The 20,345-nt window shown below is 64.1% G+C and carries 18 protein-coding genes; 4 read left to right on the top strand and 14 right to left on the bottom strand.

The window, feature by feature from the left end; genetic code table 11:
* Window positions 1–269: 269 nt before the first annotated feature.
* Window positions 270–1,172: a LysR family transcriptional regulator gene (locus PM2_RS21085; RefSeq protein WP_016715685.1), complete on the top strand. Its 903-nt coding sequence runs from the start codon at window positions 270–272 to the stop codon at window positions 1,170–1,172.
* A gap of 42 nt (window positions 1,173–1,214) precedes the next feature.
* On the opposite strand, the gene PM2_RS21080 is transcribed toward PM2_RS21085, so the two are convergent.
* Window positions 1,215–2,093: a DMT family transporter gene (locus PM2_RS21080; RefSeq protein WP_016715684.1), complete on the bottom strand. Its 879-nt coding sequence runs from the start codon at window positions 2,091–2,093 to the stop codon at window positions 1,215–1,217.
* Window positions 2,094–2,340: 247 nt separating this feature from the next.
* Here PM2_RS21080 and PM2_RS21075 point away from each other — a divergent pair, with 247 nt between their 5' ends.
* Entirely contained in the window at window positions 2,341–3,165 is an 825-nt protein-coding gene (locus tag PM2_RS21075) for an aldo/keto reductase (RefSeq protein ID WP_016715681.1), read from the top strand.
* A gap of 97 nt (window positions 3,166–3,262) precedes the next feature.
* On the opposite strand, the gene PM2_RS21070 is transcribed toward PM2_RS21075, so the two are convergent.
* The 5 genes from PM2_RS21070 to PM2_RS21050 all read right to left on the bottom strand — a co-directional run bounded on the left by PM2_RS21070 (window position 3,263) and on the right by PM2_RS21050 (window position 8,546).
* Entirely contained in the window at window positions 3,263–5,359 is a 2,097-nt protein-coding gene (locus PM2_RS21070; RefSeq protein ID WP_016715680.1) for a putative bifunctional diguanylate cyclase/phosphodiesterase, read from the bottom strand.
* Between the two features lie 163 nt (window positions 5,360–5,522).
* On the bottom strand, window positions 5,523–6,017 hold the full coding sequence (locus tag PM2_RS21065; RefSeq protein WP_016715679.1) for a GNAT family N-acetyltransferase: 495 nt from the start codon (window positions 6,015–6,017) through the stop codon (window positions 5,523–5,525).
* Window positions 6,018–6,133: 116 nt separating this feature from the next.
* The gene (gene catA / locus PM2_RS21060) at window positions 6,134–7,069 is read right to left on the bottom strand and encodes a catechol 1,2-dioxygenase (RefSeq protein ID WP_016715678.1); all 936 of its coding nucleotides are present in this window, start codon (window positions 7,067–7,069) and stop codon (window positions 6,134–6,136) included.
* Window positions 7,070–7,112: 43 nt separating this feature from the next.
* Window positions 7,113–7,403, bottom strand: a complete 291-nt coding sequence (gene catC / locus PM2_RS21055; protein WP_016715677.1) for a muconolactone Delta-isomerase — start codon at window positions 7,401–7,403, stop codon at window positions 7,113–7,115.
* 21 nt (window positions 7,404–7,424) lie between these two features.
* Complete coding sequence (locus PM2_RS21050) at window positions 7,425–8,546, bottom strand: muconate cycloisomerase family protein (RefSeq protein WP_016715676.1); 1,122 nt, start codon at window positions 8,544–8,546, stop codon at window positions 7,425–7,427.
* 135 nt (window positions 8,547–8,681) lie between these two features.
* Here PM2_RS21050 and catR point away from each other — a divergent pair, with 135 nt between their 5' ends.
* Window positions 8,682–9,554, top strand: coding sequence for an HTH-type transcriptional regulator CatR (gene catR / locus PM2_RS21045; protein WP_016715675.1), 873 nt, complete (start codon window positions 8,682–8,684; stop codon window positions 9,552–9,554).
* 113 nt (window positions 9,555–9,667) lie between these two features.
* The gene (locus PM2_RS30795) at window positions 9,668–9,859 is read left to right on the top strand and encodes a hypothetical protein (protein WP_028699620.1); all 192 of its coding nucleotides are present in this window, start codon (window positions 9,668–9,670) and stop codon (window positions 9,857–9,859) included.
* On the opposite strand, the gene PM2_RS21040 is transcribed toward PM2_RS30795, so the two are convergent.
* From PM2_RS21040 to PM2_RS21005, 8 genes are all read right to left on the bottom strand, one after another.
* Window positions 9,856–10,689, bottom strand: a complete 834-nt coding sequence (locus PM2_RS21040; RefSeq protein WP_016715672.1) for a helix-turn-helix domain-containing protein — start codon at window positions 10,687–10,689, stop codon at window positions 9,856–9,858. The two genes, PM2_RS30795 and PM2_RS21040, sit on opposite strands and share 4 nt — an antisense overlap.
* Window positions 10,690–10,742: 53 nt before the next feature.
* Entirely contained in the window at window positions 10,743–12,155 is a 1,413-nt protein-coding gene (locus PM2_RS21035; protein WP_028699622.1) for an aminotransferase, read from the bottom strand.
* A 34-nt stretch (window positions 12,156–12,189) separates the two neighbouring features.
* Window positions 12,190–13,293, bottom strand: a complete 1,104-nt coding sequence (locus PM2_RS21030) for a polyamine ABC transporter substrate-binding protein (protein ID WP_016715670.1) — start codon at window positions 13,291–13,293, stop codon at window positions 12,190–12,192.
* Between the two features lie 116 nt (window positions 13,294–13,409).
* Entirely contained in the window at window positions 13,410–14,111 is a 702-nt protein-coding gene (locus tag PM2_RS21025) for an NAD(P)H-dependent oxidoreductase (RefSeq protein ID WP_016715669.1), read from the bottom strand.
* Window positions 14,112–14,154: 43 nt separating this feature from the next.
* Window positions 14,155–15,333 (bottom strand): pyridoxal phosphate-dependent aminotransferase, encoded by a 1,179-nt coding sequence (locus PM2_RS21020; protein WP_016715668.1) that lies wholly within the window; start codon window positions 15,331–15,333, stop codon window positions 14,155–14,157.
* 24 nt (window positions 15,334–15,357) lie between these two features.
* Window positions 15,358–16,587, bottom strand: coding sequence for an alanine racemase (gene alr / locus PM2_RS21015; protein WP_016715667.1), 1,230 nt, complete (start codon window positions 16,585–16,587; stop codon window positions 15,358–15,360).
* Window positions 16,588–16,621: 34 nt separating this feature from the next.
* Window positions 16,622–18,229: a 5-guanidino-2-oxopentanoate decarboxylase gene (locus PM2_RS21010; RefSeq protein ID WP_028699623.1), complete on the bottom strand. Its 1,608-nt coding sequence runs from the start codon at window positions 18,227–18,229 to the stop codon at window positions 16,622–16,624.
* A complete protein-coding gene (locus PM2_RS21005; RefSeq protein ID WP_016715664.1) occupies window positions 18,222–20,339 on the bottom strand; it encodes an acetate--CoA ligase family protein in 2,118 nt (705 codons plus the stop codon). Before PM2_RS21005 ends, PM2_RS21010 begins: the two co-directional genes overlap by 8 nt.
* Window positions 20,340–20,345: the final 6 nt, after the last annotated feature.

Raw genomic sequence — 20,345 nt, 5'->3', positions numbered from 1 at the left:
TACCCCTCATCAGGTCTACACGGGGCTTGCGAAGCTGTCACGGCGGGCAGGTGCGGTCTTGCATGCAGGTGCTGACACACCGCCCGCTCGCGGAATTCGCGGGGCCAGGGGAAAGACTAGCCGAGCTTGGGCAGACTTCTAATAGAGTGGCTGTTAGGGGGTGATAGGCTGGCTCTGTCAGGCGTTGGCAGGCACATCCATACAAGGCAAGCAGGCCGCCCACATGCTTCAATACACCGCCAAGCCCTTACCCCCGGAACCCGAGCCCAATGAACCGCAACGACCTGCGCCGCGTCGACATGAACCTGCTGGTGCTGTTCGAAGCCCTGATGATCGAACGCAACCTGACCCGCGTGGGTGAAAAGCTGTTCATCACCCAGTCCACCGTCAGCGCCGCCCTCGCCCGCCTGCGCGAGCTGTTTGACGACCCACTGCTGATCCGTAGCGGCCGGGCCATGGAGCCCACGCCAAGGGCCATGCAGATCTTCAGGGAGCTGGGCCCGGCCATGGACGTGATTTCCGCCGCCATCAGCCGAGCCCGCGAGTTCGACCCGGCCAGCAGTTGCAACGTGTTCCGCCTGGGCCTGTCGGACGATGCCGAGTTCGGCCTGTTCCCAGCGCTTCTGCAGGCCCTTCGCGAAGAGGCCCCGGATATCAGCGTGGTGGTACGGCGTGCCAACTTCCTGCTGATGCCCGGCTTGCTGGCCAGCGGTGAAATTTCGGTCGGTGTGAGCTACACCACCGACCTGCCGGCCACCGCCAAGCGCCGCAAGCTGCGTAACATCGGCGTGCGGGTGCTGCGCGCCGACGACCGCCCAGGCCCGCTGACCCTCGACGAATACTGCGCCCGCCCGCATGTGATGGTGTCGTTCTCCGGCGACATGAGCGGCAATATCGACCTGGACCTGGCGCGCATCGGTCGTTGCCGCAAGGTGGTGCTGGCAGTGCCGCAGTTCGGCAGCCTGCGCGCCCTGCTACGCAATACCGAGATGATCGCCACGGTGCCGGACTACGCCGCCTGCGCCCTGGCCGACGACGGCAGCTTACGCGCCGACCCGGCGCCGTTCGATATCACCGAGGCAGAGCTGTCGATGGTGTGGAGCGGTGCCCAGGACAACGACCCCGCCGAGCGCTGGTTGCGCGAGCGTATTTTGCAGTTTATGGCTCGGTAGGTGCTTGGCTGAAGAAGTTTGGCGTTTGTGAGATCGAGCGCCTCATTTACGCCGCTGCATCCACGCCGCCCCCAGCCCACTGAGGCAAATCACCGAAATACCCACCAGACTCAAGGTATCCGGCACCTGGCTGTAGATCACGAACCCGAGCAACCCGGCAAACACGATCTGGCAGTAGCTGAACGGTGCCAGCAACGCTGGCGCCGCATGGCGGAAGGCCTGGGTCAGCAGCAGGTGCGCCGTCATGCCAAAGCCCCCCAACGCCAGCATCAGCAGCGCATGGTCCCAACGCGGCATTTCCCAGAAGAACGGCACCAGCGCACTCAACGCCAAGGTGTTGCACAGCCCCGCATAGAAGTTGCTGGTGGTCGGGCTGTCGTGCGCCGCCAGGATGCGCGTCAGCAGTTGGTAGAAGCAGAACCCCAGCGCCGAACCGAACGGGTACAGAATGGCAGGGGTGAACATTGCTCCCCCCGGGTGTACCACCACCAGCACGCCGATAAAGCCCAACACCACCGCCACCCACTGCCCCACCGTCACCCGCTCTTTGAGCAGCGGCGCCGACAGCGCGGTGACCAGCACCGGGGCAAGAAAGTTGACTGCCGTGGCCTCGGCCAGCGGCAGGTATTGCAGGCCAGCGGTAAACAACAGGCTGGTGCTGAGCAGGCTCAATGCACGTAGCGTCTGCAACAGCGGCCGACGGGTGCGCAGCACGTTCATACCCGACTTGGGCAGAAAGATGCCGGCCATCAGCAGCGTATGCACTAAATAGCGTGCCCACACCACCATGATGATCGGGTACAGGCCGCCAAGAAACTTGGACAAGGCATCGTGGCTGGCAAACAGAAACGTCGCCACCACGACGAGGGTGATGCCACGCAGAGGTTGGTTGACGCCGGACAGCGGTGTGCTGGAACTCATGGCTCTCTCGATGACGGCGCGCCAGCAGGCAGCGCCCAGGGAAGGCCGCACAGGCATGGCCTGGCGGATGCAACAGTTCGGATTCTAGAAGAGATGGCGCAGCATAAGGAAGTTCAATTGCCGCTTGTCCAGGACGACTGCAAATTCTGTTCGCTGATCGACCACTTTGTGCCCCGCACGCATGGCCCGTGCCGTGCTGATCGCCGACCATCGACGGCGAACCCTGCACACCCTACAAGGAATTTACATGCAAAGGCTCACCACCCGTAACGGCCTGGCCCTGCCCGCAATCGGCCTGGGCACCTGGCCGATGACTGGCACCGAGTGCACCCAGGCCGTGCGCCAGGCGCTGGACGTGGGTTACCGGCACATCGATACCGCCACCGCTTACGACAACGAAGCGGCTGTCGGCCAGGCCCTGCGCGACAGCGACGTGCCGCGCGAGCAGATCCACCTGACCACCAAGGTGTGGTGGGACCGCCTGGAACCCAAGGCCATGCGTCAGTCACTGGAAGACAGCCTGCGCGCGCTGGGCACCGAGCACGTCGACCTGTTCCACATTCACTGGCCCGGCCAGGACTGGGACCTGGCCCGCAGCATCGAAACGTTGGTAGCGCTGCGTGACGAAGGCAAGGCGCGGCACATCGGCGTGGCCAACTTCCCGCTTGGGCTGCTGCGCCAGGTGATGGAAACCCTGGGCGCACCGTTGTCGGCGATTCAGGTGGAATACCATGTACTACTTGGCCAGCAACCGCTGCTTGATTACGCGCGCCGCCATGACCTGCTGCTCACCGCCTACACCCCACTGGCCCGTGGCCAGGCAGCGGCGCAGCCGGTCATCCAGGAAGTTGCCCGTAAGCATGGTGTGCTGCCTGGCCAGGTGGCACTGAAATGGCTGCTGGACCAGGACGGCGTAGCGGCGATCCCCAAGGCCAGTAGCCGCGAAAACCAACTGGCCAACCTGGCAGCGCTGGACGTGCAACTGGATGACGAAGACCGTGCGGCGATTGCCGGGTTGCCGAAGGATCAGCGCGTAGTGAGCCCGGCGTTTGCGCCGGACTGGAATAGCTGAAATTCATAAGCGCGACACAGGCCTTGTGGGAGCGGGCACGCCCGCTCCCACAAGGATTGCACAAGTTTTTAGATTTTGAGTAAGACCGCGTAAGCAGTCAGCCTGGCGTAATGACCTGCTTCAACCGCTCGCTCGCCGGTGCCGGCCGCCCGTACAGGTAACCCTGAAAGTGCGAACACCCTTCCGCCGCCAACCGACGCATCTGCTCTTCCGACTCCACCCCCTCGGCCGTGGTCTTGATCATCAGGCTGTTGGACAGGTCGGTAATGGCGCGAATGATCGACATTGCTTCGCGGCTGTCGCACATGTCGTGCACGAACGACTTGTCGATCTTGATCCGGTCGAACGGAAACGACCGCAGGTACCCCAACGATGAGTAGCCGGTCCCGAAGTCGTCCAGCGAGATGGACACACCCAGGTCTTTCAGCGCACGCAAGGTGCGCACGTTTTCTTCGCTGTTGCCCAGCAGTACCGATTCGGTAATTTCCAGCTCCAGCCGCTGCGGCGGCAGGCCTGAGTCGGCCAGCGCCAGGGCGACGATATGGACAAGGTTGCCATTTTTGAACTGCACGGCCGACAGGTTGACCGACACGGTCTGTTCGCTGTCCCAGCTGGCCGCCTCCTGGCAAGCCAGGTTCAGTGCACGCGTGCCCAGTTCGTGGATCAGCCCGGTTTCTTCAGCGATGGGGATGAAGTCCATGGGCATGACCATGCCACGGGTCGGGTGCTCCCAGCGCAGCAACGCCTCGTAACCGGTAACGCTGCTGGTCTGCTGGTCGACCACCGGCTGGTAGTGCAGCTGCAGCTGGCCCAGATGCAGCGCGGTACGAAGGTCGGTTTCCACTAGGCGGCGCTGGCGGGCCGCGACGTCCAGCTCGACGTCGAAACACTCGTAGCGGTTGCGGCCATTGCGCTTGGCCTCGTACAGCGCCATGTCGGCATAACCGAGCAATTGCTCGGCCTGGTCGTTGTCATCGGGGGCGATGGCAATGCCGATGCTGACCCCCACAGTGAACTGGTGCCCCTCGATCTGGAACGGCGGGCAGATGGCGTTGATCAACCGCTGCGCGGTGTTGCATGCGGCATCTCGGCCATCCAGGCCGGTCAGCACCACGGCAAACTCGTCACCACCCAGACGCGCCAGAGTGTCGTGCTCGCGCAACTCGCGGCGCAGGCGTTTGCCCAGCTCGCGCAGCAGCTTGTCGCCAAAGGCATGGCCCAACGAGTCGTTGATGTTCTTGAAATTGTCCAGGTCCAGGCACAAGGCAGCGGTCAGCTTGGCGTTTTCGCTGCCGCGCACCAGGGCCTGTCGCAGGCGTTCGTTGAACAGCGTTCGGTTGGGCAACCCGGTGAGCGCATCATGGTGCGCCATGTGGTGGATCTGCGCATGGGCGGCCAACTCTTCAGTGGCGTCCTCGGCGACGAACAGCACGTAGTCAGCCTGGCCCTCGCGGTTCTGGCTGAGCAAGGTGCGGCTGCGAAGGGTGCGCGGGCCGCGGGCCGTGTCGACGCGGGTTTCGGCGGCATGGCCCTTGGTACTGCGGGCACCACGCGCCAGTTGCTGCTCAAGGTAGCCGGCCGCTGCGGGGGCAAGGCAGTCACCGGGCAACTGACCGATCATGCTGCGCCCCGGCCCGCCGAACAGGCGCTCGGCCTGCTGGTTGGCCAACAGGATGCGCTGGCTTTCCAGGTCCTGGACGATGACGCTGGCAGGAATGTTGGCAATCACCGAATCCAGAAACTGAGACAGCTTGGTCATTTCCTGGCTGTACTGCTCGGCCAGTTCCTTGGCCTTCAGCAGCTCCTGCTCCTGGTGGTGGCGCTCGGAAATGTCGCGGGTGACCTTGGCGAACCCCACCAGTTGCCCGGCATCGTCATGCACCGCTTCGATGACCACATGGGCGTGAAAGGCAGTGCCATCCTTACGCAGGCGCGAACCCACTTCTTCAAAGCGCCCGGTGCTGCGCGCCTGCTCCAGGTTCAGCGCCGGCAGCCCGGCTGCACGCTCGGCATCGGTGTAAAACAACGAGTAATGCTGGCCGACAATTTCATCGGCATGGTAGCCCTTGGCACGTTGGGCACCGGGGTTCCAGTTGGCGACAATACCCTCGGGGGTGAGCAGGTAGATGGCATAGTCCACCACGCTCTGGATCAACAGCCGGTACATGATGTCGGGGTTTGCAGCTAGCGACATGAACTTTACCTGAACCCTCGAGGGGCATGAGAAGGGACCCCGGCACACTGTGGCCGGGTCTTGGTATGCGTTGATGGCATTATGCCGCTCATGACGATTTTGTGAAGCGGTTCACAAAAATCTCGCTATTCCCCTTCAAGGACGAACGAAGACAGATAAAGCCTCAATGGCGGGCGCCACTCACCAGGAAATTCAGCAAGTCAGGCTCATCGTCCAAGGCAATCGCCTGTGCCGGGCGCGACAGGTTCGCCAGCACAGCCTTGCAGAACGCCACAGCGGGCGGATCCTGTGCGTAGCAGCGCAGCAACCAGTCGCCCTCACCGCTCAACAGCTGCAACGCCACCGCCTGCCCAATACCCTGGCGGCGGTATTTCTTCAGGATGAACAGGTCGGCCAGTTCGAGGGCATCGAGGCCCGGCAGCTCGCTGCGTTCCACCAGTACGAAACCGGCGATGAAGCCGTCCGCCAGCACCAGGTAGGCGCCCCAACCGTCGTCCTGCCAGTAGCGCTGCAGGTGCTCGTCGTGGATGTAGAAGCGGCCATCCACTTCGACATCTTCCTGCTCCCAGTCGGAGGACTCGTAAGAGTAGAACTGGTAAAGGTTACGGATGAGCGGGGCCTGGTCGGCGGTAGTCGGTAACAGTGCAATCGGGAGCATGGTGCGGGCTCGGGGTAAAAGGCCGATTCTAGATGACAAGCGGCCGACAGCAAAAAGCCCAGGCCCTCCCCGCACGGAAAGGCCCAGGCCAAAACACTGTGAATCCAGGCTAGAACTCAGCCCTCCTGCAACGCACGCGGCCGATGGCTGCGCGCTTCGGCCTCCGGCGCTGCAGCCGCCTGCAGGTGGAAGTCGAACGCCAGTTCGGCAAAGCGCTCGCCCTGAACACCGCGATCACGCGCGGCAGCGGCATCTTCGACAAAGCGCAGCTCGCCAATCAACCCGTCACGGGTGGCGTAGGCGAAGTCATCCCACAGGTACTTGTCGCCCTCGAAGTTGATCTGCGTGGTCAGGTGGCGGTACCCAGGTGCCGAGATGAAGAAGTGCACGTGCGCCGGGCGCTGGCCGTGGCGGCCGAGCAGGTCCAGGCATTCCTGGGTCGGGCCATGCGGGTCGCAGCCGTACCCCGACGGCACGATGGAGCGCGCACGGTAGCGGCCCTCGGCATCGGTGATGATGCGGCGGCGCAGGTTGTATTCGGACTGAGTCGAATCGAAGTACGAATAAGTGCCCTGGGTGTTGGCGTGCCAGAGATCGACGGTGGCACCGGCCAGCGGCTTGCCGTCGGCATCGAACACCTGGCCCTGAAGGAACATCACCACACCCGGATCGGTGCCGTCATCCATGCGCGCTTCGCCTTGCGCCAGCGGCGCACCGGCCACGTACAGCGGGCCTTCGATGGTGCGCGGTGTGCCGCCACCCAAGCCGGCTTCGGCGTCCTTGGCGTCTTGCAGCAGGTCGAGGAAGTGCTCGATACCCAGGCCTGCGGCCAGCAGGCCCGCCTCGTTACGGCCGCCCAGGCGGTTGAGGTAGTCAATGGCGTGCCAGAATTCGTCTTCGGTGATTTCCAGGTCTTCGACCAGGCGCGCGGTGTCCTGCAGGACGCGCAGGATGATCTGCTTGAAGCGTGGGTTGCCCTCGGCATGGTCAAGGCCAGCTACCTTGTTGAAGAAGGCTTGAACATCGGCAGTGTGGGAAATTTTCACGGTCATCGTGCTTACCTCGTATTGTTCTTGTCGGGTAGTCAGGTGCGAATCAGCGGTCGTCGCTGTGGATCGACGAAGGGTGCCGGCACAGGCCGTTCACCTCGATGTCCATGTACGGGAACAGCGGCAGTTGCATCAGGGTATCGTGCAGCGCTTCGACGCTGGGCACATCGAACACGCTGTAGTTGGCATAGTGCCCGGCAATGCGCCACAGGTGGCGCCAGGTGCCCTCGCGCTGCAGGCGCTGAGCCAGTTCTTTTTCATCGGCCTTGAGCTTGGCTGCCTTGGCCGGGTCCATGTCGACCGGCAGTTTCACGGTCATCTTCACGTGGAACAGCATGATTTTCTCCTTGCTTGCTGATCAGCGACGGGCGAAGCGCGCCAGGCGCTGTTCGTCCAGGGTCAGGCCCAGGCCTGGGGTACGGGGAATATGCAGCTGGAAGTCGCGGTACTGCGGCGGCTCGTTGACGATTTCTTCGGTCAGCAGCAGCGGGCCGAACAGCTCGGTTCCCCAGGTGAGTTGGCGCAGGGTAAGGAAGGCATGGGCCGACGCCAAAGTGCCGATCGAACCTTCGAGCATGGTGCCGCCATACAGGGCGATACCGGCGGCCTCGGCGATTTGCGCGGTGCGCAATACGGCACGCGGGCCGCCGTTCTTGGCGATTTTCAGGGCGAAGATGCTGGCCGCGCCGTCGGCGGCCAGGCTGAAGGCGTCCTCGACGCTTTCGATCGACTCATCGGCCATGATCGGCGCCGGGCTGCGCTGGTTCAGGCGCACCTGGCCACCCCGGTTGATGCGTGAAATCGGTTGTTCGATCAGGTCGATACCGTTGTCGCCCAACACCTGGCAGGCGCGAATGGCCTGGGATTCGTCCCAGTACTGGTTGACGTCGACGCGCACGCTGGCGCTGTCGCCCAGCTCACGCTTGATGGCCACCACGTGCTTGAGGTCTTGCTCCACCGGGTTGGCACCGATCTTCAGCTTGAACACGCGGTGACGGCGAATTTCCAGCATGTGCTGAGCTTCGGCGATGTCGCGGGCAGTGTCGCCACTGGCCAGGGTCCAGGCCACTTCCAGGCTGTCACGCACACGGCCGCCCAGAAGCTCGCTGACCGGCAGGCCCAGGCGCTTGCCCTGGGCGTCGAGCAACGCGCTTTCGATACCCGACTTGGCAAACGTATTGCCCTTGGCCAGCTTGTCCAGCCTGAGCATGGCAGCGTTGATGTTGTCTGCCGCCAAGCCGATCAGCGCAGGCGCCAGGTGCGCATCGATATTGGCCTTGATGCCCTCGGGGCTTTCGTAGCCATAGGCCAGGCCACCGATGGTGGTGGCCTCGCCGATACCTTCCACGCCATCGCTGCAGTGCACGCGCAATACCACCAGGGTCTGTTGCTGCATGGTGTGCATTGCCAGCTTGTGCGGGCGAATGGTCGGCAGGTCGACGATAATTGCTTCTATGCGTTCAATCAGCGCGCTTGTCATTGTAGCCAGGTCCCGTCAGGTCGGGCTGCCAGTGGCAATCCCGAATGGTGCATTTACTTGCGTGTTCAAGGATTGCGCGAGACCCTGGTGACCGTCCAATATCAAATGAATCTCCCACCATACCCTGGAGGTCTTGTGGAGCTGCGCCACCTGCGTTACTTCAAAGTCCTGGCCGAAACCCTCAATTTCACCCGCGCCGCCGAGCTGCTGCACATTGCCCAGCCACCACTGAGCCGGCAGATCAGCCAACTGGAGGACCAGCTCGGTACCCTGCTGGTGGTACGCGAACGCCCGCTGCGGCTGACCGAGGCGGGTCGCTTCTTCTATGAGCAGACCTGCACCGTGTTGCAGCAATTGCAGAATATCAGCGACAACACCCGGCGTATTGGCCAGGGCCAGCGCCAGTGGCTGGGCATCGGCTTTGCCCCCTCGACCCTGTACAACGTGCTGCCGGAGCTGATCCGCGAGCTGCGCCAGGACAGCGAGCTGGAACTGGGCCTGAGCGAGATGACCACGCTGCAGCAGGTAGAAGCGCTGAAGAGCGGGCGCATCGACATCGCCTTCGGGCGTATTCGCATCGATGACGCGGCCATTGCGCAACAGGTATTGCGCGAAGACCCGCTGGTGGCCGTGCTGCCCAAGGGCCACCCGCTGGCGGGCAGCCCGCTTAGCCTTGCCCAGCTGGCGAGCGAGGCCTTCATCCTCTACCCGGCCAACCCCCGGCCCAGTTATGCCGACCACGTACTGGCGCTGTTCGCCCAGCACGGCATGAGCATCCGCGTCAGCCAGTGGGCCAACGAACTGCAAACCGCCATCGGCCTGGTGGCGGTGGGCGTGGGGGTGACCCTGGTGCCGGCGTCGGTGCAACAGCAGCACCGTACCGATATCGAGTATGTCGGGTTGCTGGATAGCGGCGCGGTCAGCCCGATCATTCTTAGCCGCCGCAAGGGGGATGTTAGCCCGGTCGTGCAACGGTGCCTGACATTGATCGAACGGCAGGCACTGTAGGTAAGCCACAGGGTATGTGATCGGCTCAGATAGGTGGTTGAGTGCGCCGTCGGTAGGCCACCAGCAAGAACACGAACCACAACGGCATCACGCCATTGGGCGAGGTATAGGACGTGGCGATCATCACCGCCGCCGTGATGATGAGTAGCACGATGGCGACGATCTTGATGCAGCGCCATGCCAATGGCGAGCCTGAACACCTGATCAGCGTGTTCGAGGACATCAGCGCCGAGCGTCAGGAACATGAACGGCTGCAGGCATATATTGCCGCGCTGGAAACTCGACTGGCCAAGATCAGTCTCTAATTTTCGAGGGGGTCGCCGCGCAACCAGTCGATGAACCGTGCAAACAACTCGGACTGGGAGTTGATCTCCAGCTTCAGGTACAGGTTCTTGCGGTGCATGCGCACCGTCTCAGGCGAGATACCCAGCTCCAGCGCGGTCGACTTCACCGAATGCCCTCGCAAGATCATGTGTGCCACCTCGCGCTCGCGGTCGGTCAGCACCTGGCAGCCAAAGCTGTCGAACGCCGCCTGCAAGCCGCCGCGCTCAACCGATGCAGTGCCAGGCTCCAGGTTGTGTCGGGCATAGCGCCCCAGCAGTTCGCGCACCATAGGCTCCAGCGCCCGCAGCAGGTTGATCTGCCCGGCACTCAGGGGCGTACCGCTGCAACCCTGGAACAGGCTCAGCGATAGCTTGCGGCCCGCGCAGAGGTCGACGATGTAGTAGCTGTCTTCGCTGCAACCGGTGCCCAGGTAATAGGCCTTGTAGTAGTCGCTGTCGAAGAAGTTGTCGGGGGCGATTTCCTGTAGGTGGTAAAAGCCTTCGGCCAGGCCGCCTTGCACGGCCAGGCAGAACGGGTCGAGCAAGTAACCGGCACTGAAGTAGCGTTCCAGCACCGCGGCGCGGTGCCGTTCGGGAATGCCTTGCTGGTATAAAAGCTGCGGCGCCCGCCCCTGGCACTCCAGGCTGATCATCATCGATTCCACCTGCACCAGCTGGCCGATGGCAGCGGCTACATGCTCCAGCGCCTCAGGCGTTTCGCTATTGGCCAGCGCACGCTGCAACGCCGCATGCCATTGCTGCAGCGCGCCCATGGTGAGGGTAAGCGGGGTGTCGGGGGTGGCCTGGGTCATGCCCGGCAGTCTAGCCTGCCAGGCACGCCCCCGCACAGCCCTTTGCGCCAGGTTCATCGGCCCCGGTACAGGCCAAGCGCGGTGAGTTCGCGCGCGGTCTCGATGATGCACTGGCGCAGGGTCTCGACGATTTCATCCACCTGCGCATGGGTGATGATCAACGGCGGCGACATCACGTTCAGGTGCATGATCGGGCGTACCAGCAGCCCCTTGGCCTGGGCCTTGCTATGGATGCGTTCACCAATGTTCACCTCATCCGGGAACAGCGCCTTGCTGGCCTTGTCGGCCACGAACTCGACGCAGGCCATCAGCTTCATGCAGCGCACATCCCCCACCAGCGGCAAGTCGCGCAGGCTTTGCAGGCGTTGTTCCAGATAGCTGCCAACGTCCTTGACGTGCTCCAGCAACTGCTCGCGCTCGATGATCTCGATGTTCTTCAGCGCCGCCGTGCAGCACACCGGGTGACCGCTGTAAGTGAAACCATGGGTGAAGCAACGGCCCTTGCCCGGCTCGGCGATAACCTGCCAGATGCGCGCGGAGAAAATGCACGCGCCCAGCGGCAGGTAGGCAGAGGTCAGGCCCTTGGCGGTGGTGATGATGTCGGGGGTTACGCCAAACAGTTCTTCGCTGGCGAAGAATGTGCCCAGGCGCCCGAACGAGGTCACCACCTCGTCGGCGACGAACAGGATGTCGTAGGTCTGGCACAGCTGCCACATGCGTTCGAAATAGCCCTTGGGCGGAATGATCACCCCGCCCGAACCCATGATCGGCTCGGCGAAGAACGCTGCCACGTTGTCAGCGCCCAACGAGAGGACCTTGTCCTCGAACTCGGCCACGAGGAAGTCGAGGAACTCGGCCTCGTCCATGTCGTCCGGCGCGCGGTACGGGTTGGGGTTGGAGACGTGGTGGATCAGGTCATGGTGATAATCGAACTCCGGCACCCGGTCGGCGGCCTTGTTGCCGATCGACATGGTAAGGGTGGTAGAGCCGTGGTAAGCGTTGTAGCGGGCAATGATATGTTTCTTGTGTGGCTTGCCGCGGCAGTTCTGGTAGTACTGGATCAGCCGGTAGGCGGTGTCGACAGCGGTCGATCCGCCGGTGGTGAGGAACACATGGTTCAGGTCGCCGGGGGCCAGCTGCGCAAGTTTCTGGCACAGCTCGATGGCCACGTCGTTGGCCATGTCGGAGAACGGGTTGGAATAGGCCAGTTGGCGCACCTGGTCGGCGATAGCCAGGGCCATCTCCTCACGGCCCAGGCCGATGTTGGTGCACCACATGCCGCCAACGGCATCGAGGAAGCGGTTGCCGTGGGTGTCGCGAATGTACGCGCCCTCGCCGGCGACGATGTTCAGTGCGCCTTGCTCGCGGTGCTCGTCGAACACATGGTAGCCGTGCATGTAGTGGGCCTTATCGGCTTCCACCAGCGGGTCGTGGGCGATGGCGAACGCTTTGCTTGGGGTGGCCATGGGCAGCTCCTTGGCGGGAATCGTTGGGCAGTGTTCAGAAACCGGTCTTGACCGTGTTCCAGACCCGGGTGATGGCACGCATGTCCTTGGGGCTCTGGGTTTTCTGCGCGAACAGGCGTTCGCGGGTGGATGAATCGGGGTAGATGGCTGGGTCCTGGCGGATGTCGTCACGCACCAGCGCAGTGGCAGCAGCGTTGCTGTTGGCGTAGTGGATGTAGTCGGTGACCTTGGCCATGGTCTGCGGCTGCAGCAAAAACTCGATGAAGCGGTGAGCGTTGGCTGCATGGGGCGCATCCTTGGGGATGTACAGGTTGTCGAACCAGATCAACGAGCCCTCCTGGGGGATGAAGAACGACAGCTTGATGTCCTTCTTCGCTTCCACCGCGCGGGCCTGGGCGGTGGCGTAGTCACCGGACCAGGTCAGTGCCAGGCAGACATCGCCGTTGGGCAGGCTGGTGAGGTAGTTGACCGAGTCGAACTTGCGAATATAGGGGCGGATGCTCAGCAGCAGTTGTTCGGCGGCCTTGAGATCGGCCGCAGATGCGCTGCGCGGGTCCTTGCCCAAGTATTGCAGGGCCAGCGGGATGACTTCGGTGGGCGCGTCCATCAGGGTGACGCCACAGTCGGCGAAGCGCGAGACGATCTTGGGGTCGAACAGCATGGCCAGCGAGCCGATGGGGGCGTCGGGCATGCGCGCGGTGATCTTGTCGACGTTGTAAGTGACTCCCGAACTGCCCCAGGTGTAGGGCGCCGAGTACTTGAGGCCTGGGTCGTAGCCCTGCAGGTTGTCAACCACTTGCGGGTCGAGGTTGTGCCAGCTGGGCAGTTGCTGCTTGTCCAGCGCCTGGAACACCCCAGCACTGATCAGCGGGGGTACCAGGGATGCGTTGAGCATGACCAGGTCGTAGCCGGAGCGGCCGGTGAGCAGTTTGGTCTGTACCGTTTCGTAGCCGTCGAAGGTGTCGTAGATGACCTTGATGCCGGTGGCCTTCTCGAAGTCGGCCAGGGTGGTTTCGCCGATGTAGTCGGTCCAGTTGTACAACCGCAGCGTGTTACCGCTGTCCACCTCTGCCGCCTGGGCGAGGCTTGCGCCAGACACCAGCAGCAGACCACCCATCACCTTCAGTACCTTGCGCATGGCAACTCCATCGTGTGAATGCTCCGGATCGAGCCGATGGGTTCACTATCGGGGGATTTGCAGAGGGGGGACATACCCCGAATGTGTGGGTGGTCGTTTTTAGTGCTGCGCACAACTTAAGGCAGGGGGTACAAAGCCTCATCAAACTGCGCCAACCGCGGGAACACCAATGGCTGGTCGTCCGAGAGTTGCTCCAGGCGCTGCCGATACTGCTGCAAGAAACCCTGCCGCGCTTCGTCGCTGATGTACGGCACATGCCACGCCACGAACGGCGGCAACACCTCGAACCCCACGTAGGCCAGCGTACCCCGCAGAATCGGCCGCAACATGTCTTCCAGCGGCCCATGAATCGCCCCTTCGCCAAACATGTGCTCGCGCCCGCCCAGGGTCACGGTCACCAGCGCCTTCTTGCCCGCCAAACCACCTTGGTCGTAGAAGCGCTTGCCGCCATAGCACACCCCCGACACCAGCACCCGGTCGATCCAGCCCTTGAGCATGGCCGGCGCCGAGAACCAGAAAATCGGGAAGTTAAGCACCAGCAGGTCAGCCCACAGCAGCTTGTCCAGTTCCTGCTGGATATCCGCAGCGATGGCACCGCGCTTGACCCCCTGGCGTTGCTCCAGTGCATACACCAGGTATTGCGGGTTCTCGCGCTGGGTGAAGTCTTCGGCACTGGCCACCGGGTTCCAGCCCATGGCGTACAAGTCGCTGACCTGCACCTGGTGGCCCTGGGCACGAAAGGTTTCCACGGCCTGGTCGCGCAGTGCGGCGGTAAATGATTGTGGCTCGGGGTGAGCGTGGACGATCAGTACATTCACTCGTGTTCTCCTTGCACAAAACAGGTTGTTTTGCCGCCGTCGCTTAGCCTTGCATCAGCTCGCCGGCACAGCGGGCGATGCGCTGGCAGGCATCGACGAGCGCCTCGTTGCCCAGCACCAGCCCCAGGCGAATATGCCCGGCGGCGCTGGGGCCAAAGGCTTCGCCGGCCAATACCGACACGCCCTGGCTGTCCAGCAGGCGGTCGGCAAAGGCCTGGGCACTGAGGCCGGTTTCGCGGATATCAACCATCACGAACATGCCACCATCGGGCTTCAACGCCTTGAGGCCCGGGCAGCCAGCCAGTTGCTCGCACACCAGGTCACGGCGCTGGCGATAGGCCTCGCGCATGGCGTCCAGTTCGGGCAACTGCTGCTCCAGCGCCACCACCGCAGCGTCCTGAATGAAGTCTGGCGAGCCATACAGCATGCACAAGGCGAGGTTCTCCAGGTGCGTGGCCAGTTCAGCCGAACCGACTACCCAGCCCACCCGCCAGCCCGTCATGGCATGCGACTTCGACAGGCTGTTGAGGGTGGCGGTGCGTTCGGCCATACCCGGCAGGCTGGCTGGGCTCACATGTTCACCCTCGTACAGCAGCTCGCTGTACACCTCGTCGGAAATCAGCCACAGGTCACGGGCGATGCACAATTCGGCGAGTGCTTCCCAGGTCGCACGGGGCAGGCTTGCACCCGAGGGATTGTGCGGGCTGTTCAGGGCCAGCGCGCGGGTGCGCGGCGTGATGCGCTCGGCCACGTCTCGCGGGCAAACACGAAAGCCGTTCTCCGGCTTCACCGGCACCGGTACCACCTTGGCACCACAAGCACCGAACACGGCCTCGTACGTGACATACATGGGCTCGGCAACGATCACCTCGTCGCCCGGATCCAGCACGCACTGGGCCACGCAGTACAACGCGCACTGGGCACCCGCCAACACGGTCACCTGGTCTGCGCTGACCGCCTGGCCGCTGCGCTGCCGGTGGCGGTTGGCAATGGCCTGGCGCAGGGCCAGCTTGCCGCGCACATCGGCGTAATGGGTGTGGCCCGCACGCAGGCTGGCGATGGCCGCGTCAACGATCGGCGCGGGCGTGTCGAAGTCCGGGTCACCTACCGAGAGCAGCAGGATGTCCTTGCCCTCGGCCTGCAACGCCAGGGCGCGGTAGTGGATGTCCCAGGCCGCAGCCCCGTCGCCGGCGATGCGTTGGGTGAGCGTGGCGTAGCGCATGGCAATCTCCCTTCAATGGCGGTTTCAGTCGACGAGGATCTTCGGGTTGGAACTGCCCCACACGGTGTACAGGTCGGCGAGCAACGCGCCATTGATGTCTTCCATTTCGGCCTGGGTGATTTCGCCCCCGGCCTGCTTGCCGAACAGCACCACTTCGTTGCCCCCCTTCACATCCGGGAAGTCGGTAACGTCCACCATCAGCGTGTTCATCGACACCTTGCCCACGACCGGCACACGGTGGCCGTTGATCAGCACATGGCCCTTGTTGGTAAACGCCCGGCGGTAACCGTCGGAATAGCCGACAGTGATATTGGCCAGCCGAGCGTCACGAGCCAAAGTAAAGGTACGGTCGTAACCGACGGTATTGCCGGCCGGGTAGCTGTGCACGGCAGCCACACGCGACTTGAACTGCATGGCCCGCTGGTACTCGGTGTGGCTCGGCACGGTGTCACCGAACAGCGCGCCACCGGTGCGCACCATGTCCAGGCGCGCTTCCGGCACCTCCAGCGTAGCGAACGAGTTGGCGGCGTGCAGGGTGAGCTTGCTGCGGTCCAGCTTGGCGTGCTTGATCAGCCAGTCGGTTTGCTCGTTGAACGCTGCCAGGCCCTTGCGCACATCGTCTTTGTCTTCCACGGCGAAGTGGGTCATCAGCGCGACCAGCTTGAGGTGCTTCTGGTCGGTTACCTGCAGCGCTTCGCCACGGCCGGACCAAGTGGTCATCTCTACCCCGTTGCGGCTCATGCCGCTGGAATTGAGGGCCAGGTGGATGCGCAACGGCTTGCCATTGCGCTCGGCGATGGCGTCGAGTTGGCGGGCGAATTCGGCACTGCCCACCAGTTCTTCCATGTCGTACTGCAAGGCGTCTTCCACTTCGCTGAGGCTGGCCAGGCGTACCCGCACCAGTTGCCCGGTGAAGCCACTGGCGCGGACCACGCGGGCCTCCTCGTTGCTGGCCACCGCCACGCAGGGCACGCCCTGGGCAATGATCGACGGCATCACCAGGCCGACACCGTGGCCATAGGCATCGGCCTTGAGCACGGCACACAGCTTGGACTTGCCGGCCAGTTCGGCCTGCAAGGTGCGGATGTTGTGTTGCAGGGCGCTGGCGCTGATTTCGACCCAGGCGTTGCTGTTTTGCACGGTCAAGGCGGTGGTGCCGTTGTCCATCGACAGCGGCGGCGCAGCGTACAGCGGAGCCTGGCCAGTGATCAGCAGGGCCAGGGAGGCGGCCAGAAGGGTACGGCGAAATGGCATGGTGGTTTCTCTTGTTATGGGTGTTGTGCGCGGTTTAGCGCACACAGGTGTGTTTGAGTTCGATAAAGGTCACGCCGGGTGTGGCGAAGCCAATGGCCAGGTCGGCCTGCAGCGCGTCCAGGTCTCGCGGCTGGCGCACCGCGCAACCAAAGGCGCGGGCCAGGCCGACGAAGTCCGGATTGCGCGGCAGTACGCCGACCGGTTCGATGTCCAGGCCGAGCATGTCGTCACGGATCTGACCGAGGGCGTCATTGTTCCACAGCAGTACGACCAGCGGGCGGTCCAGTTCTTCGACCGCAGTGGCCAGTTCCTGGGCGGTGTAAAGAAAACCGCCGTCGCCCACCAGCACCAGGCCCGGGCGGTGATCGGTGGCGAGCATGCCGCCGATGCCGGCCGGCAGGCCGTAGCCGAGGGTGCCGTAGCCGGTGGGGTGCAGCCAGCTGCGTGGCGCCCGGCTGGCGAAGGCGTAGTTGCCGGTGTAGGCCAGCTGGGTCATGTCGCTGCTGATGAACGCGTTGTCGGGCAGCACGGCGGCAATGCGGTCCAGAATGGCCTGGTGCGTGGCCTGCAGTGGCGCATGCCCGTTGCGGATGGCCTGGCGCAGGTTGGCCACAGCCTCGTGGGCCTGAGCCGGTTCGCGGGCGAGCTCCGGCAGGTGGTCGAGCAAGCCGCACAGGGTTTGCCGGGCATCGCCGTGCAGGGCCATGGCACAGGGGTAGAAGTCGTTGAACTTGCGCGGGTCGATGTCCACGCGCAGCAGTTCACCCGTGATCGGCAGGCGCTCGCGCCAGAAGTCGGTGTCGGCCATTTCGGTGCCCACGGCCAGCACCACATCGGCCTCGCTGATGAGTTGCCAACCGGGCTCCACGCACAGGCTAGAGCCGGCATTGAGTGGCGCGTCCGGTGGCAGCAGGCCCTTGCCGGCCACGCTGGTGAACACCGGTGCCGCCAGGCGAGTGCTCAGCTGCGCCAGTGGCTCGGCAGCGTGCAGCGCCCCCCCGCCGGCAATGATCATCGGCCGCTTGGCCGCCGCTAGCTTCAGGGCCGCCCGGTCGAGGGTTTCCCGGCACGGCTGGCCACGGCCGGGCCGACGCACCACCTCATTGCTCCAGTCGCGGCTTACCGGCGCGGCCAGCACGTCCAGCGGCACCGAAATGTGCACCGGGCGCGGCCGTTCGCTGTCGAACACTGCCCAGGCGCGGGCGATCAGCTCGGGCAGGTCTTCGCCGCGCAGGGCCACAGCAGAAAACGCGGTGATCGGCGCTGTCATGGCGCGCTGGTCCTGGGTTTCGTGCAGGCAACCCCAGCCCTTACCCAGGCTGGCGGTGTGGTTGACGCTGGAAATCACCAGCATCGGGATAGAGTCGGCATAGGCCTGGCCAATGGCGGTGGCGGCGTTGGTCACGCCCGGGCCGGTGATGACAAAGCACACCCCAGGCTTGCCACTGACCCGCGCGTAGCCGTCGGCCATGAAACCGGCGCCCTGCTCGTGTCGGGTCAGCACATGGCGGATGCCACTGCCCGGCAGGCCACGGTAAAGCTCCAGGGTATGCACGCCGGGGATGCCGAACACGGTCTCCACGCCGTAATTGGCCAACAGCCGTACCAGCGCCTGGCCGGCAGTCATGCTGTGGTTATTCATGTCGTTCTCCTTGCGCCTGGCCGAGGCGGATCAACGCGTCGACCGCAGTGGTGCCACGGGCCCCCACCATCAATGGGTTCACATCCAGTTCCAGCAGGTGCCCGGCGTTTTCGCAGGCGTAGTCGGCCACCGCGCGGATGGCTGCAACCAGGGCGTCGAGGTCGGCGGCCGGGCGACCACGGAAGCCTTGCAGCAGGCTGGCGCTGCGCAGGCTCAGCAGTGCGGCACGGATGGCACTGTCGGTGGTGGGCAGCAACAGGCTGACGCTGTCTTTGAGCAGTTCGACCAACACGCCTCCGGCCCCCATCACCAGCGCCAGGGCGAAGTCGTGTTCACGCTTGATGCCGACGATCAGCTCGGCCAGCGGCGGCTCGGCCATGGGTTCGAGCAGTACCTGGTCGAATGCTACGTGCGGGGCGTAGGCGGCGATGCGCTGGCGCATCTGCACCAGTGCGGCTTCCAGGGCAGCAGCATCGCGCAGGTTCAGCGCCACCGCACCGGCCTCGGTCTTGTGTGGCAACTGCGCGCTGACGGCCTTCAGCACCAGCGGGTAACCCACACGTGCGGCGTCTGCCACGGCGCGTTCGGGCGTGCTCAGTACACCCGCTGGCACCGGCAAGCCAAAGGCGCGCAGCGCTTGCTTGGATTGCCATTCGTCCAGCAACCGGTTTTCGCCCGTGAGCGCCTGCGGGCACAACGGTACGCGTGCGGCCTCGCCCTGCTCCAGCAGCCGCTGGCGGTTGCGCTGGTAACCGACGATGCAGCCCCACGCAGCCAGGCCGTCTTCCACGCCCTGCAAGGCAGCGATGCCGCGGGCATGCAGGCGCTCACGCGCGCTGGCGGGCAGCAGCTCGGGGAAGGCCGAGGTGACGAAGCCGATCTTGCCGTGGCGCGCCAGCGCATCGCAGTAAAGCCTTAGCAGCAGGTCGCATTCCTTGCGCTCGCCGGTAAAGGCCGCCGGGTAATCCAGCACCAGCATGGCAGCACCGGCCGGCCCGCTCAGGGTGCTATCGAGCATGCGCTGCAGGGCCGCTTCATCGCCCCAGATGGCTGTGGTGAAATCCAGCGGGTTGACCAGGTTGGCATAGGCTGGCAGCACGCGGGTCAGTGCCGTCACCTGCTCTGGTTCAAGCGTTGGAAGGTTCAACCGGTTTCGCTCGGCATAGTCGGCAATCAGCCCGGCATCACCGCCTGAGCAAGCCAGTGCGATCAGCTCACCGTCTGCCGGCAAGTGCCCGCAAGCGGCGGCCTTGAGGGTTTCGACAAAGCTGACCGGGCCACTGACACGGATCACCCCCAAGCGCTGGAACAGGCTGTCGTACAAGGCATCGGAGCCGGACAACGAGCTGGTGTGGCTGAGCGCCAGTTCAGCACCGATCTGCGACACGCCCGTTTTCAAGGCAATGATCGGCGTGCCCTGTTGCAGCGCTTTGTGAGCGGCGCGCGCGAAGCCCTGCACGTTTTTCAGGCCTTCCAGATGCAGGCCGATCGCCGTTACCCGTGGGTCGTCAAGCAGCACGTCCATCAACTCGGCCACACCCAGTTGCGCCTGGTTACCGACCGAGGCCATGTAGGCCACCGGCAGCGAGCGGTCGCTCATGGACAGGTTGTAGGCGAAGTTACCGCTTTGGGTGAGAATCGCCACGCCCTTCTCCACCTGTTTACCGCCATGGGCCACCGGCCACAGGGCGGCCCCGTGCAGGTAGTCGAGCAGGCCGTAGCAGTTGGGGCCGAGCAAGGCCATGTCGCCAGCAGCGTCAAGCAGGCACTGCTGCAACTGGCGGCCCTCCTCGCCACACTCGGCAAAGCCCGAGGCATAGCAGATGGCGCCACCGGCCCCGCGTGCAGCCAACTCGGCCACACACTGCAGGGTCAGCTCGCGGTTGGTGGCGATGAAGACCGCGTCCGGGGCATAGGGCAAGTCGGCCACCCGCGCTACGCAAGGGATGCCCTCCAGGCTTTCGTGCTGCGGGTTGACCAGCCACAGCTCGCCACCAAAGCCCCCTTCCGCGCAGCGCTTGAGCGCCCGCGCCATGCTGCGCCCACCAACGAAGGCCAGGTGCCGGGGCGCCAGCAGGCGCTTGAGGTTGTCACGAATCGATTGCGACATGTGCGT

It is taken from the genome of Pseudomonas monteilii NBRC 103158 = DSM 14164, from assembly GCF_000730605.1.
GTDB classification, from domain to species: Bacteria; Pseudomonadota; Gammaproteobacteria; order Pseudomonadales; family Pseudomonadaceae; genus Aquipseudomonas; species Aquipseudomonas monteilii.
This window is presented reverse-complemented; position numbering and strand designations above follow the sequence as displayed.